At 66.5% G+C, this 13893-nt stretch carries 18 protein-coding genes; 8 read left to right on the top strand and 10 right to left on the bottom strand.

The annotated features are described in order from the left end of the window. The 8 genes from KSS90_RS02820 to nrdR form a co-directional block, all read right to left on the bottom strand. Complete coding sequence (locus KSS90_RS02820; RefSeq protein ID WP_023632630.1) at positions 1-504, bottom strand: phosphatidylglycerophosphatase A family protein; 504 nt, start codon at positions 502-504, stop codon at positions 1-3. Beyond that, positions 501-1457, bottom strand: a complete 957-nt coding sequence (gene thiL / locus KSS90_RS02815; protein WP_217868110.1) for a thiamine-phosphate kinase — start codon at positions 1455-1457, stop codon at positions 501-503. Before thiL ends, KSS90_RS02820 begins: the two co-directional genes overlap by 4 nt. Positions 1458-1475: 18 nt before the next feature. Beyond that, positions 1476-1976 (bottom strand): transcription antitermination factor NusB, encoded by a 501-nt coding sequence (gene nusB, locus KSS90_RS02810; RefSeq protein WP_217868109.1) that lies wholly within the window; start codon positions 1974-1976, stop codon positions 1476-1478. Continuing rightward, the gene (gene ribH, locus KSS90_RS02805) at positions 1973-2449 is read right to left on the bottom strand and encodes a 6,7-dimethyl-8-ribityllumazine synthase (RefSeq protein ID WP_023631199.1); all 477 of its coding nucleotides are present in this window, start codon (positions 2447-2449) and stop codon (positions 1973-1975) included. Before ribH ends, nusB begins: the two co-directional genes overlap by 4 nt. Positions 2450-2540: 91 nt before the next feature. Further along, complete coding sequence (gene ribBA / locus KSS90_RS02800) at positions 2541-3632, bottom strand: bifunctional 3,4-dihydroxy-2-butanone-4-phosphate synthase/GTP cyclohydrolase II (protein ID WP_038707258.1); 1092 nt, start codon at positions 3630-3632, stop codon at positions 2541-2543. Positions 3633-3650: 18 nt separating this feature from the next. Then, positions 3651-4316, bottom strand: a complete 666-nt coding sequence (locus tag KSS90_RS02795) for a riboflavin synthase (protein ID WP_023632720.1) — start codon at positions 4314-4316, stop codon at positions 3651-3653. Between the two features lie 42 nt (positions 4317-4358). Then, positions 4359-5486 carry a bifunctional diaminohydroxyphosphoribosylaminopyrimidine deaminase/5-amino-6-(5-phosphoribosylamino)uracil reductase RibD gene (gene ribD, locus KSS90_RS02790; RefSeq protein ID WP_217868108.1) on the bottom strand — a complete coding sequence of 376 codons (1128 nt, stop codon included), beginning with the start codon at positions 5484-5486 and terminating at the stop codon, positions 4359-4361. Positions 5487-5488: 2 nt separating this feature from the next. Then, positions 5489-5953, bottom strand: coding sequence for a transcriptional regulator NrdR (gene nrdR / locus KSS90_RS02785; RefSeq protein ID WP_009685710.1), 465 nt, complete (start codon positions 5951-5953; stop codon positions 5489-5491). A gap of 105 nt (positions 5954-6058) precedes the next feature. Here nrdR and KSS90_RS02780 point away from each other — a divergent pair, with 105 nt between their 5' ends. The 3 genes from KSS90_RS02780 to trxA are packed head-to-tail and all read left to right on the top strand — an operon-like array spanning position 6059 to position 8075. Beyond that, positions 6059-6511, top strand: coding sequence for a YbaY family lipoprotein (locus KSS90_RS02780; RefSeq protein WP_038707256.1), 453 nt, complete (start codon positions 6059-6061; stop codon positions 6509-6511). Next, positions 6512-7171 carry a class I SAM-dependent methyltransferase gene (locus tag KSS90_RS02775; RefSeq protein WP_217868107.1) on the top strand — a complete coding sequence of 220 codons (660 nt, stop codon included), beginning with the start codon at positions 6512-6514 and terminating at the stop codon, positions 7169-7171. A gap of 31 nt (positions 7172-7202) precedes the next feature. After that, a complete protein-coding gene (gene trxA / locus KSS90_RS02770; RefSeq protein WP_217868106.1) occupies positions 7203-8075 on the top strand; it encodes a thioredoxin in 873 nt (290 codons plus the stop codon). 171 nt (positions 8076-8246) lie between these two features. On the opposite strand, the gene KSS90_RS02765 is transcribed toward trxA, so the two are convergent. Then, positions 8247-8591, bottom strand: a complete 345-nt coding sequence (locus tag KSS90_RS02765; RefSeq protein ID WP_217868105.1) for a hypothetical protein — start codon at positions 8589-8591, stop codon at positions 8247-8249. Between the two features lie 134 nt (positions 8592-8725). Here KSS90_RS02765 and KSS90_RS02760 point away from each other — a divergent pair, with 134 nt between their 5' ends. The 5 genes from KSS90_RS02760 to KSS90_RS02740 all read left to right on the top strand — a co-directional run bounded on the left by KSS90_RS02760 (position 8726) and on the right by KSS90_RS02740 (position 12634). Next, positions 8726-9301, top strand: a complete 576-nt coding sequence (locus tag KSS90_RS02760) for a DUF2796 domain-containing protein (RefSeq protein ID WP_217868104.1) — start codon at positions 8726-8728, stop codon at positions 9299-9301. Beyond that, on the top strand, positions 9302-10012 hold the full coding sequence (locus KSS90_RS02755) for an ABC transporter ATP-binding protein (RefSeq protein ID WP_217868103.1): 711 nt from the start codon (positions 9302-9304) through the stop codon (positions 10010-10012). Beyond that, complete coding sequence (locus tag KSS90_RS02750; protein WP_217868102.1) at positions 10012-11277, top strand: ABC transporter permease; 1266 nt, start codon at positions 10012-10014, stop codon at positions 11275-11277. The genes KSS90_RS02755 and KSS90_RS02750 overlap by 1 nt, the downstream gene beginning before the upstream one ends. Before the next feature lie 8 nt (positions 11278-11285). Continuing rightward, on the top strand, positions 11286-11840 hold the full coding sequence (locus KSS90_RS02745; protein WP_225933124.1) for a DUF3299 domain-containing protein: 555 nt from the start codon (positions 11286-11288) through the stop codon (positions 11838-11840). Between the two features lie 110 nt (positions 11841-11950). Then, a complete protein-coding gene (locus KSS90_RS02740) occupies positions 11951-12634 on the top strand; it encodes an OmpW/AlkL family protein (protein ID WP_217868101.1) in 684 nt (227 codons plus the stop codon). Here the strand turns inward: KSS90_RS02740 and KSS90_RS02735 are convergent. Then, on the bottom strand, positions 12622-13842 hold the full coding sequence (locus tag KSS90_RS02735) for an MFS transporter (RefSeq protein ID WP_217868100.1): 1221 nt from the start codon (positions 13840-13842) through the stop codon (positions 12622-12624). The two genes, KSS90_RS02740 and KSS90_RS02735, sit on opposite strands and share 13 nt — an antisense overlap. Positions 13843-13893: the final 51 nt, after the last annotated feature.

The following is a 13893-nucleotide window of genomic DNA, read 5'->3' as shown; positions in this document are numbered from 1 at the left end:
TCAGGCCACCGCCCACACCAGAACCTGCATACCCAGCCAGGCGAACACACCGGCCAGGATATCGTCGAGCATGATCCCGAACCCACCATGCACATGGCGGTCGACCCAACGGATCGGCCACGGCTTGAGGATGTCGAAGAAGCGGAACATCAGGAACCCCGCCAACAGCCACTGCCAACCTTCCGGCACCAGCCACAGGGTGATCCACATGCCGACGATCTCGTCCCAGACAATGCCCTCGTGGTCATGCACGCGCAAGTCGTTGGCCACCTTGCCGCACAACCACACGCCGAACAGCATGCTGATGCCCAGCAACAGCCAGTAGCCCCAGTCGGGCAGCATCTGCCACAACGGGATGAACGGCAGCGCCACCAGCGAACCCCAGGTTCCCGGCGCCTTGGGCAGGGTGCCCGAGCCGAAGCCGAAGGCGATGAAGTGCCACGGGTTGCGCCAGACCGAGGGCGGAACGAACTCCGCAGGCACCTGGTTGGGGTGGTCGGTCACGGTGTCTCCCTGAAATGTTGATAGCCCCGTTGCACGGGGGTGATGTCCTGGCCTTGCGGGTCACGCAAGGTCACGCCCTGGCCTTCCAATACACGACCGATGACATGCACCTCACGGGCCAGGGCGGTCAGTGCGCTTTCCGGCACGGTGAACGCCAGCACGTAGTCGTCACCACCGGTGAGCGCTGCATGCAAGGCCGCTTCTCGACCGAGGAAAGCCTGTAAAGGAGCAGACACGGGGACCTGCGTCAGGTTCACCTCCAACGCAACGCCGGACACCTTGGCGATATGCCCGCAGTCGGCCAGCAGGCCGTCGGAAATATCCAGCGCCGCCGTGGCCAGGCCGCGCAGACGCTCGCCCAGCTGCAGTTGCGGCAAGGGCGACCAGTAATGCTCGAGCAATGGCCCGGCCACATCGGCAGGCGCCTCGCGTTCGCCCAGCACCAGCGGCAAGGCCCCCGCCGCATTGCCCAGAAAACCACCGACACACAGCAGGTCGCCCGGCTGCGCGCCGCTGCGACGCAGCGCCTGGCCGGTCGGCACCCGGCCGAACACGGTCACGGTGATGCTCAACGGGCCGCGGGTGGTGTCGCCACCGATCAGGCTGATACCGCAGCGCGCGGCCATGCGGCCGAGGCCGTCGGCAAAGCCGGCAAGCCATTGCGCGCCGACCTGGGGCAAGGTGAGGGCAAGGGTGAAGCCGACGGCCGTGGCGCCCATGGCCGCCAGGTCGCTGACCGCCACGGCCAGCGAGCGCTGGCCGAGCAGCAACGGGTCGCAGACTGCGGGAAAATGCACACCGGCCACGAGCGTGTCGGTGGAGATCGCCAGCTGCTCGCCGGCAGGCAGGTCCAGCAGGGCACAGTCGTCGCCGATCCCCAGGGCCACGCCCTCGCCGCCCTGCGCACAGGGCGCGGCGGCGAAGTAATGACGGATCAGCTCGAACTCACCCATGGCTGGTCAGCGCCGCGATCAGCGCTTGTTCGCCTTGACTTCCGCCTCACGCAGACGCGGAGCCAGCTTGTCGAGCACGCCATTGACGAACTTGTGGCCGTCGGTGGCGCCGAAGACTTTCGCCAGTTCCACACCTTCGTTGATGACCACGCGGTACGGCACGTCGGCGCGCATCATGAACTCCCAGGTGGACAGGCGCAGCACGGCCAGTTCGACCGGGTCGAGCTCTTCCAGCGGCGTGTCCAGGCAAGGCTTGAGCGCCTCGTCGATCTCGCCCTTCTTCGCCGGGACCCCGTGCAGGATCTCGCGGAAGTAGGCGCCGTCGACATCGGTGAAATCGTTGTCGACCCGGAACTGCGCTTCCACTTCGTTCAGCGAATGCTTGGCCATGTGCCACTGATAGAGCGCTTGCGTGGCGAGCTTGCGGGCTTCGCGACGCTTGGCGCTCTTCGAGGGCTTGCCGGCATCCGCGGGTTTTGGATCGCGCGGGTTGAAACGATCGCTTTCGTCGCTAATCACTTGGCCTCCAACTGCGCCAGCAGACTGACCATTTCCAGAGCGGACAGGGCAGCTTCGGCACCTTTGTTGCCGGCCTTGGTGCCGGAACGCTCGATGGCCTGTTCGATGGAGTCGACAGTCAGGACGCCGAAGGCCACCGGAACACCGAACTCCATGGACACCTGGGCCAGGCCCTTGGTGCACTCGCCCGCCACGTATTCGAAGTGCGGGGTACCGCCACGGATCACCGCGCCCAGGGCGACGATCGCGTCATAAGCGCCCTGCTGGGCGACTTTCTGTGCCACCAGCGGGATTTCGAACGCGCCCGGGGCACGGATGATGGTGATGTCGCTTTCGCTGACGCCGTGGCGTACCAGGGCATCGACTGCACCGCTTACCAGGCTTTCGACGACGAAGCTGTTGAAGCGGCCAACCACCAAAGCATAGCGACCTTTGGGGGCGATGAAGGTACCTTCGATGGTCTTCAGGGTCATTCCGGAGTTCTCATCTTCAAGAGCGAGGCCGCGCTGTGGCGGCCTCGGGAGGGTTTTGACTCGAGCTTAAGGGCGATCAGGCCGCCTCAAGTCACTCGGAGGGCACGTATTCTACAACTTCCAGATCGAATCCGGATATCGCATTGAACTTCATCGGCGAACTCATCAGGCGCATCTTGCGCACACCGAGGTCGCGCAGGATCTGCGAACCGGCACCGACGGTGCTGTAGGTGGTGGGTGCCTTAGGCTGCGCATCGCCCGCGCTTTCGCGGATGTGCGCCAGCAGCACGTCGCCGTCCAGCGGGTGCCCCAGCAGCAGGACCACGCCGCTGCCGGCCTCGGCCACCGCGGCCATGGCTGCGCGCAGGCTCCAGCGGCCCGGCTGCTTGACCAGCAGCAGGTCGCGCAGCGGGTCCATGTTATGCACCCGCACCAGGGTCGGCTCTTCGGCGCAGATCTTGCCCAGCGTCAGAGCCATATGCACGTCGCCTTCCACCGCGTCACGGTAGGTGACCAGGTTGAATTCGCCCAGCTCGCTCTCGATCGGCTGCTCGGAAACGCGCTGCACGGTGCGCTCGTGGATCATGCGGTAGTGGATCAGGTCGGCGATGGTGCCGATCTTCAAGCCATGCTCGGCAGCGAACACTTCCAGCTCGGCGCGGCGCGACATGGTGCCGTCGTCGTTCATCACCTCGCAGATCACCCCGCTTGGCTCGAAACCGGCCATGCGCGCCAGGTCGCAGGCGGCCTCGGTATGGCCGGCGCGGGCCAGGGTGCCGCCGGGCTGGGCCATCAGCGGGAAGATATGCCCAGGGCTGACGATGTCCTCGGCCTTGGCGTCCTTGGCCGCGGCGGCCTGCACGGTGCGGGCGCGGTCGGCGGCGGAGATGCCGGTGGTGACGCCTTCGGCGGCCTCGATCGACACGGTGAACTTGGTGCCGAAGCCCGAACCGTTGCGCGGCGCCATCAGCGGCAGCTTCAGGGTTTCGCAGCGCTCGCGGGTCATCGGCATGCAGATCAGGCCACGGGCGTGCTTGGCCATGAAATTGATGTGCTCGGGCAGGCAGCACTCGGCCGCCATGATGATGTCGCCTTCGTTCTCGCGGTCTTCGTCATCCATGAGGATGACCATTTTGCCCTGGCGGATGTCTTCGACCAGTTCTTCGATGCTGTTGAGCGCCACGCGGCACCCCCTTCTCAATCAGGATTTCAAGAAGCCGTTGGCGGCCAGGAAGCTTTCGGTGATGCCACTGCCTTTGCTCGGCTCGGCGGCCTTGTCGCCCAGCAGCAGACGCTCCAGGTAACGGGCCAGCAGGTCGACCTCAAGGTTCACCCGACGCCCTGCGCGGTAGTCGGCCATGATGGTTTCGGACAGGGTGTGCGGGACGATGGTCAGCTCGAACTCGGCGCCATCGACTTCGTTGACCGTCAGGCTGGTGCCGTCGACGGTGATCGAGCCCTTGTGGGCGATGTACTTGGCCAGTTCCTTGGGCGCACGCACGCGGAACTGGATGGCGCGGGCGTTATCGGCGCGCGAGACGATCTCGCCGACACCGTCGACGTGGCCGCTGACCAGGTGGCCGCCCAGGCGGGTGGTCGGGGTCAGGGCCTTTTCCAGGTTGACCCGGCTGCCGCTCTTGAGGTCGACCATGGCGGTACGCTTGAGGGTCTCGACGCTGACGTCGGCCCAGAAGCCGTCGCCGGGCAGCTCGACGGCGGTCAGGCACACGCCGTTGACCGCGATGCTATCGCCGAGCTTGACGTCGGCCAGGTCGAGCTTGCCGGTTTCAACGTAGACGCGCACGTCACCGCCCTTGGGGGTGAGGCTGCGGATGGTGCCGATGGATTCGATGATGCCGGTGAACATGCTGTTCTCCTCAAGTACGGGCTGCGCGAAGCAAGCCAGGCATTATACGCCGGGGGCCGGCAGGGGGATGGCAGTGACTCGCCAGTCATCGCCGACCGCGCGCATGTCGGTGATCTTCAGCCGCGGCGCCTCGCTCATTTTCGACAGCGGCCAGTCCAGCAACGGACGGGCGTCGGAGCCGAGGAAGGTGCCGGCGACGAACAACTGGTACTCGTCGACCAGGCCCTGGCGGGCGAAGGCGCCGACCAGGCCGGCGCCGGCTTCCAGGAGGATTTCATTGACGCCGCGCTCGGCCAGCACCCGCAGCAAGGCCGGCAAGTCGACGCGGCCGTCGCTGCCGGGCAGGTCGAGCAGCTCATGGCCGGCGGCCGCATAACGAGAGTCCTCGCCGGCGGCGGTCACCACCAGCGCCGGGCCGGCCTGGAAGAACGGCGCGTCCAGTGACAGGCGCAGGCGCCCGTCGATCAGCACTCGCAGTGGCGGGCGCGACACGGCCAGGGCGGTGAGCGCCTCATCCAGGCCCAGCTCCTCGCCACGCACGGTCATGCGGGCCTTGTCGAACAGCACGCTCTCGGCGCTGGTCAGCACCACGCTGGACCGGGCGCGCAGACGCTGCACCGCGGCGCGGGCGGCGGGGCCGGTGATCCACTGGCTCTCGCCACTGGCCATGGCGGTGCGACCGTCCAGGCTCATGGCCAGCTTGGCGCGCACGAACGGCAGGCCGTGCTCCATACGCTTGAGGAAGCCTGGGTTGAGGGCGCGGGCCTCGGCTTCGAGCACCCCGCTGGCGACCTCGATGCCGGCCTCGCGCAGACGGCGCAGGCCATTGCCGGCCACTTGCGGATTGGGGTCTGGCATGGCCGCCACCACCCGCGCCACCCCGGCGTTGACCAGGGCTTCGGCGCACGGCGGCGTGCGCCCATGGTGGCTGCAGGGCTCGAGGGTGACGTAGGCACAGGCGCCACGGGCGCGCTCGCCGGCCTGGCGCAGGGCGTGAACTTCGGCGTGCGGCTCGCCGGCACGCACATGCCAGCCTTCGCCGACCACCTCGCCATCGCGCACGATCACGCAGCCGACGCGGGGGTTTGGGTGGGTGCTGTACAGGCCCTTGCGGGCCAGTTCCACGGCCCGGGCCATGTAGTGGGCGTCGAGAATGGCTTGGCTGGACATGCTTACTCTTTGGCTGGCTCGCGGGCCAGGCGGTCGATTTCTTCGCGGAATTCGTCGAGGTCCTGGAAACGTCGGTAGACCGAGGCGAATCGGATGTAGGCCACTTCGTCGAGCTTGCGCAGCTCGGCCATCACCATCTCACCGACCACCAGCGACTTCACTTCGCGCTCGCCGGTGGCACGCAGGCGGCTCTTGATGTGCGCCAGCGCCGCTTCCAGGCGCTCGACGCTGACCGGGCGCTTTTCCAGCGCGCGCTGCATGCCGGCGCGCAGCTTGTCTTCATCGAAGGGCTGGCGCGTGCCGTCCTGCTTGATCAGCCGCGGCAGGACCAGCTCGGCGGTTTCGAAGGTGGTGAAACGTTCGCCGCAGGCGACGCACTCGCGACGGCGACGCACCTGTTCGCCCTCGGCGACCAGGCGCGAGTCGATGACCTTGGTGTCGTTGGCGCCGCAAAACGGACAGTGCATGGTGGCAGGCAACAAAAAAAGGGAGGGCCATGGTAGCGCATTGCACTGGCAAGACAAGCCAAAGGGGTTACCATCCATGCAAATCTGCCCGTGAAGGACGACCCCATGTACCCTCGAGCGCTCGTCGTGCTGTGTTGCGCCGCCCTGCTCGCCGCCTGCGGCAGCGACCGCCCCAAGCCGGAGCAAGCCCCGGCGCCGGTGCCGGCCAAGGTGGCGAAGAAGACCGAACCCCTGGGCCCGCTGCCGGCCTACCAGCGCGAGCTGAGCGGTACCCTGATGGAAATCCCGGCAGGTGCCGATGTGGAGCTGGCCCTGCTGGTGATCGACGAGCGCGGCCGGCCGCAGCAACTACTGGCCAGCAGCACCCTGAGCGGCACCGGCCAGGCCCTGCCCTACCGCTTGCGCTTCAACCCCGAAGCCTTCCCGGCCGGCGCGCGGGTCGAACTGCGCGGCCGCGCCAGCCGCTCCGGCCAGTTGATCCTGCACCTGCCTCCGGTACCCATCGCCCAGGCCCAGACCCAGGCCACCGGCCCGCTGCGTTTCGAAAAGGCACCGTAGATGGCCCCGCTGGCCCTGCAACAGGCCTTGAGCGGCCTGATCGGCGAAGCACGCCTGATCGTCAGTGAATTGCCCGAGTGCGACCTGAAACTCTGGTTGATCGACGACCAGAACATGGACCGCGCATTCAGCAGCGAGGAAACCCGGCGCATTTTCGAAGAGCCGCCCTACTGGAGCTTCTGCTGGGCCAGCGGCCTGGCCATGGCGCGCTACCTGGCCGAGCAGCCGCACTGGGTGCGTGGCAAGCGCGTGCTGGACTTCGGCGCCGGCTCCGGCATCGCCGGGATCGCCGCCGCCCGGGCCGGCGCGCTGGAGGTGGTGGCCTGCGACCTCGACCCGCTGGCCCTGGACGCCTGCCGCGCCAACGCCGCGCTGAACGGCGTGACGCTGGGCTACAGCAGCGATTTTTTCGCCGAGGCCGACCGCTTCGACCTGATCCTGGTCGCCGATGTGCTCTACGACCGCGCCAACCTGCCGTTGCTGGACGCATTCCTCGGCCGTGGCCGCCAGGCGCTGGTGGCCGACTCGCGGGTGCGCGATTTCAACCATCCGCTGTACCGCCCGCTCGGCGTGCTGGAGGCGCTGACCCTGCCGGATCTGGCCGAGCCGCACGAATTCCGCCGGGTCAGCCTGTACCACGCCAGCCGCGAGCCCTTATAGTGGGGGCATTCACGGATTTGCGAGAGTCACGATGAGCCAGGAAACACCATTTATCTTCGATGCCACCGATGCCAACTTCCAGCAACTGGTCATCGAGAACTCTTTCCACAAGCCGGTGCTGGTCGACTTCTGGGCCGAGTGGTGCGCGCCGTGCAAGGCGCTGATGCCGCTGCTGGCGAAGATCGCCGAGGGTTACCAGGGCGAGCTGCTGCTGGCCAAGATCAATTGCGACGTCGAGCAGCAGATCGTCGCCCAGTTCGGCATCCGCAGCCTGCCGACCGTGGTGCTGTTCAAGGATGGCCAACCGGTCGACGGCTTTGCCGGTGCGCAGCCCGAGTCGGCCATCCGCGCCATGCTCGAACCCCATGTGCAGATGCCCGCGCCGCCCGCAGCCGCGCCGCTGGAGCAGGCCAAGGCGCTGTTCGCCGAGAGTCGCTTCAGCGAGGCCGAGGCCCTGCTGCAGGTGCTGCTGAGTGAAGACAACAGCAATGCCGAGGCGCTGATCCTCTACGCCCGCTGCCTGGCCGAGCGCGGCGAGTTGGGCGAGGCCCAGGTGGTGCTCGACGCGGTCAAGACCGACGAGCACAAGGCCGCACTGGCCGGCGCCAAGGCCCAGCTGACCTTCCTGCGCCAGGCCGCCAGCCTGCCGGAAGCCGCAGAGCTGAAGAGCCGCCTGGCGCAGAATCCGCAAGATGACGAAGCAGCCTACCAGCTGTGCATCCAACAGTTGGCACGCCAGCAGTACGAGGCCGCGATGGATGGTCTGCTGAAACTGTTCCAACGCAACCGCGCCTACGAGAACGGCCTGCCGCAGAAGGCGCTGCTACAGGTGTTCGAGCTACTGGGCAACGAGCATCCGCTGGTCAGTGTGTACCGCCGCAAGCTGTCTTCTGCGTTGTTCTGAGGCTGCTGGGGCTGCTATGCAGCCCTTTCGCCGGCAAGCCGGCTCCCACCCCGATCGCAGCGCCCTCTAGCCAAGCGCCATCCTTGTGGATGGCTTGGACAGTTGCTCCCTCAGAAACAGGCGGTGCCTGTGGGAGCCGGCTTGCCGGCGAAAGGGCCGCACAGCGGCCCCTCATCCCACCCAGCGATACACCGGCGCATCCACGCCACTTTCCACTTTTACCTCACTGCTATGGCGCAAGCGCACCAGCAGCCGTTTGCCCGCCGCCACGCTTCCGGCCAAACCTTCCAGGCGTTCCAGCAGCTCCGGACCACCCATCTGCCCCGCCTGACGCAGCACTTCACGCGCCGCTGCCCACTGTCCGTCATCCTGTCGAGGTGCCGGGCTGGCGCTGACCAGCGTAGCTTCCACCGGGGCCTGGACATCCATCCTACGCCCCAGCTGCGCCCATTCATGCGGCTCCAGCTCGACAGTCAGGTCCACCGGCCAGTCGCCGATCTGTCCACGAATTCTCACGATGATTTCCTTGTTTCCAGGCTCGATTGCGCCATGCTCCCACGAACATGAAACCTGTGCCAGGCAGGCTGGCGGGGCAAATGCAAATTGTTATAACATCACAAATTCATTCCAAGCCGCCTGTGGAGCCGTCCATGCGTCGTCTGTTGCTCGCCCTGCCCTTCGCCCTGCTTCCCCTGGCCGTGGCCCATGCCCACGACGATCACGACCATGATCACGATCACGATCACGATCACGCCCATGGCACCCTCGGCGCCCATGAGCACGGCGTGGCAAAGCTCAACGCGGTACTCGACGGCAACGTCCTCGAGCTGGCGCTGGACAGCCCGGCGATGAACCTGGTCGGCTTCGAACACGCCGCCAGCAGCGACGCCGACAAAGCCAAGGTCGCCGCCGCCCGCCAGCAGCTCGAACAACCCCTGAAGTTGTTCGCCATCGCCCAGGCAGCCGGTTGCAAGGAGGAGGCCCAGGAGCTGGAAAGCCCGCTGTTCGGTAATGCCCCCGAAGCTGGCGGCGACGCACACCAGCACGCCGACATCAATGCCCGTTACCAACTGACCTGCGCCACCCCGGGCAAACTCACCCAGATCGACCTCGGCCGCCTGTTCAAAACCTTCCCGCAAACCCAGAAGATCAACGTGCAACTGATCGGCCCGAATGGCCAGAAAGGCGCGGAAGCCACCCCCGCCAAGGCCGTGGTCGAGTTCTGAATGAGCCAGCCGCTGATCGAACTGCATGACCTGGTGTTCGCCTGGCCTGGCCAGGCGCCGCTGCTGGAGATCCCGGCGTTTCGCCTGGAACCCGGCGAGGCGTTGTTCCTCAAGGGCCCCAGCGGCAGTGGCAAGACCACCCTGCTCGGCCTGCTGGGCGGGGTCAACCGCCCAGGCCAGGGCAGCATCCGCCTGCTCGGCCAGGACTTGGCGAGCTTGGGCCAGGGCGCGCGCGACCGCTTCCGGGTCGATCACACCGGCTACATCTTCCAGCAGTTCAACCTGTTGCCGTTCCTGTCGGTGCGCGAAAACGTCGAGCTGCCCTGCCGCTTCTCGAAAAGCCGTGCCGCCCGCGCCGCCCAGCGCCACGGCAGCATCGACCAGGCCGCTGCCCAGTTGCTAGCCCACCTGGGCCTGGACGACCCGGCCCTGCTCGCCCGCCGCGCCGACAGCCTGTCGATCGGGCAGCAGCAGCGGGTCGCCGCGGCCAGGGCACTGATCGGCCAGCCCGAGCTGGTGATCGCCGACGAGCCGACCTCGGCCCTCGACGCCGACACCCGCGAGGCGTTCATCCGCCTGTTGTTCGACGAATGCCGCGACGCCGGCGCCAGCCTGCTGTTCGTCAGCCATGACCAGAGCCTGGCGCCGTTGTTCGACCGCCATCTGTCCCTGGCCGAGCTCAATCGCGCCGCCAAGCCCCGGGAGGCCTGATGTACCTGCTTCGCCTTGCCCTGGCCAGCCTGGCCAACCGCCGTTTCACCGCACTGCTCACCGCGTTCGCCATCGCCCTGTCGGTGTGCTTGCTGCTGGCCGTCGAGCGGGTACGCACCGAAGCCCGCGCCAGTTTCGCCAGCACCATCAGCGGCACCGACCTGATCGTCGGCGCCCGCTCGGGGTCGGTGAATCTGCTGCTGTACTCGGTGTTCCGCATCGGCAATGCCACCAACAACATCCGCTGGGACAGCTACGAGCATTACGCCAAGGATCCACGGGTGAAGTGGGCGATCCCGATTTCCCTGGGCGATTCGCACCGTGGCTACCGGGTGATGGGCACCAGCGCCGACTACTTCAGCCATTACCAGTTCGGTCGCCGCCAGCACCTGGCACTCGACCAGGGCCGGGCGTTCGCCGACGATCCGTTCGAAGTGGTGCTGGGTGCCGAAGTCGCCGAGGCGCTGCACTACAAACTGGGTGACAAGCTGGTGCTGGCGCATGGTGTAGCAGCCATCAGCCTGGTCAAGCACGACGACAAGCCATTCACCGTGGTCGGCGTGCTCGAGCGCACCGGCACCCCGGTGGACCGCACCCTGCACATCAGCCTGGCAGGGATGGAGGCGATCCACATCGACTGGCACGACGGCATCCCAGCCCGTGGCGCCGGGCGCATCAGTGCCGAGCAGGCCCGTACCATGGACCTGCAGCCCACCGCCATCACCGCCTTCATGCTCGGGCTCAACAGCAAGATCGCCACCTTCAGCCTGCAGCGTGAAATCAACGAGTACCGTGCCGAGCCCCTGCTGGCGATCCTGCCCGGCGTGGCCCTGCAGGAGCTGTGGAGCCTGATGGGCACGGCCGAGCAGGCATTGTTCGTGGTGTCGTTGTTCGTCGTGCTCACCGGCCTGATCGGCATGCTTACCGCGATTCTCACCAGCCTCAACGAACGCCGCCGGGAAATGGCCATCCTGCGCTCGGTGGGGGCCCGTCCCTGGCACATCGCCGGGCTGCTGGTGCTCGAAGCACTGGCCCTGGCATTGGCGGGCATCGCCGCCGGGCTTGGCTTGCTGTATGCCGGCATCGCCCTGGCACAGGGCTACGTGCAAGCCAACTACGGGCTGTACCTGCCACTGGCCTGGCCAAGCGTCCATGAGTGGACGCTGTTGGCTATCATCCTTGGCGCGGCGCTGCTGATGGGCAGTGTGCCGGCCTGGCGCGCCTACCGGCAGTCGCTGGCCGATGGCCTGTCGATTCATCTTTGAGAACCTTCATGACCGCGATGTCCATGGACAACAGGCAAGCTCCCGCTGCTTGGCATTACCTATTACTGGCAGTGGTGTTGCTGGTATCCACGGTATGTGCCGCCGAACCTCGTGAGCTGGACTGGCCCGCGCTGATCCCCGAGGGCGCGCCGATCATCCCGCCGCAACTGACGCCGTTGCACGACCTATCGCAGATCAGCGACGCCTTGTCCGCCGAGGCCGCTCCCGCGGCACGCCAGCAGGCACCCAACGCCCCGGTGGTGACGGCCCTGGACGGCCAGCCGGTGAAGATCCCCGGCTATATCGTGCCGCTGGAGGTCAGCGACGAAGGCCGCACCACCGAGTTCCTCCTGGTGCCCTACTACGGCGCCTGCATCCACGTGCCACCGCCGCCCTCTAACCAGATCGTGCATATTTTCAGCGAGATGGGCGTGCGCATCGAAGACCTCTATCAACCCTACTGGATCGAAGGCACGATGCAGGTCAAGGCATCCAGCAGCGAGCTGGCGGATGCGGGTTACCAGATGGAGGCCGAGAAAATCTACGCTTATGAGCTGAAGTGAGAACTGCGCACGCCTGTTTGAAGAGGCTTCGTTGAGCTGGGTCAAACTTTCTGTTTAGTCAGCTTCGTACCATTGGACTACTCGATTACTCACGTCCTCTGGGAGCTTCCATGAACAAGTCCTTGCTCAGTGCCTCGCTCGTCGCGTTGGCGCTCGCAGCCCCTGTTGCCCACGCCCACCAGGCGGGGGATTTCATCCTCCGTGCCGGCGCCATCACCACCGCGCCGAACGAAAGCAGCGGCGACATCAAACTCGATGGCGCCAAGGTCTCGGGCACCAAGGCGACCCTGGACAGCGACACCCAGCTGGGCCTGGCCTTCGCCTACATGCTCACCGATCACATCGGCCTCGAGCTGCTGGCTGCCACGCCATTCCAGCACACTGTCGGCGTCAAGGGCCTCGGCCCTGGCCTGGACGGCAAGCTGGCCGACATCAAGCAGCTGCCACCGACCCTGTCGCTGCAGTACTACCCGATGGCACCGTCCTCGAAGTTCCAGCCGTACGCCGGCGTGGGCATCAACTACACGATGTTCTTCGATGAAGACCTGAGCAGCAACCGCAAGGCCCAGGGCTTCAGCAACATGAAGCTGAAGGACTCGGTGGGCATCGCCGGCCAGCTGGGCATGGACTACATGCTCACCGACAACCTGCTGGTCAACGCCGCGGTCTGGTACGTCGACATCGACACCAAGGCCAGCATCGATGGCCCGAGCGCCCTGGGCGTGGGCAAGACCAAGGTCGACGTGGACGTCGATCCCTGGGTCTACATGGTCGGCATCGGCTACAAGTTCTGATCCGCAGCCAAGCCCGTTCCTTCTGGAGCGGGCTTGCTCCGCTTCACCTCGGCCCACCAGAGATATCCCCAGTAGCCCCAGGCAACCGCGCTTATCCCCGCCCCCAGCCCGCACACCGCCACCCAGCCCCACTTGCCGTACACCCAGGTCGCCACGACCGCACCCACCCCGCTACCCACTGAATAGCAACACATGTAGGCGCCGATCAGCCGGCCGGCCATCTCGCCACGCCCCGCCAGCAACAGGCTCTGGTTGGTCACATGCACGGCCTGCACGGCCAGGTCCAGCATCAGTACGCCGATCACCAGCGCCAGCAATGACTGCTCGAGGTAGGCGCTGGGCAGCCATGACAGCGTCAACAGCCCCAGGGCCCAGCCGCTCACCCGCCGGCCCTGCCCCTGATCTGCCAGGCGCCCGGCACGCGAAGCCGCCAGCGCGCCAGCCACCCCGGCCAGGCCTAACAACCCGACCTGGGTGTGATCGAGCGCCAGCGGCGGGGCGCTCAGGGGCAACACCATCGCGCTCCACAGCACGCTGAACGCCGCGAAGATCAGCACCGCAAACACACCGCGCTGACGTAGCAGACGGTCATGCCGGTACAAGCGCAGCACTGAGACCAGCAGTGCCCGATAGCGCTGCCTCGGCCCCTGCGGCCTGACAGCAGGCAAGCGCCAGGCCAGCAACAACGCCATGGCCAACGCCAGCCCCGCCGCCACGACGTACACGCCGTGCCAGCCCAGCAGGTCAGCCAATGCGCCAGAAACCAAGCGCGCTGACAGAATGCCCAGCACCACGCCACTGGTGACAGTCCCCACCGCCTGCCCCTGCTGGGCTGGCGTGGACAGTGTGGCGGCATGCGCGACCATCACCTGCACCACCACCGCAGCCAGGCCGACCATGGCCATCGCCGCCAGCAACATGGCCCATTCCACGGCAAACGCCACGGCAAACAGCGCGCCAGCCGATGCCAGCAACTGGCCGACAATCAGCCGCCGACGATCGACCAGGTCGCCCAGCGGCACGATCAGCAACAGACCCAAGGCATAGCCTGCCTGGGTCATGCCCACCACCAGGCCGGCGCGCGCAGCGCTTACGCCGAGGCTCGCGGCCATGGCCTCCAGCAGCGGCTGGGCGAGGTACACCGTGGCAACGGCCAGGGCGCAGGCGGCAGCCAACAACAGCGTCAATCCGCGGGTGAGCGGTGGCATCGGCAATCCCTCCAAAACTGGTTTCAATTTAAAACCATGAAACTGGATTTC

Source organism: Pseudomonas maumuensis, assembly GCF_019139675.1.
Lineage (GTDB): Bacteria > Pseudomonadota > Gammaproteobacteria > Pseudomonadales > Pseudomonadaceae > Aquipseudomonas > Aquipseudomonas maumuensis.
The sequence above is the reverse complement of the archived record's forward strand: the minus strand, read 5'-3'. Positions and strand labels throughout refer to the sequence as shown.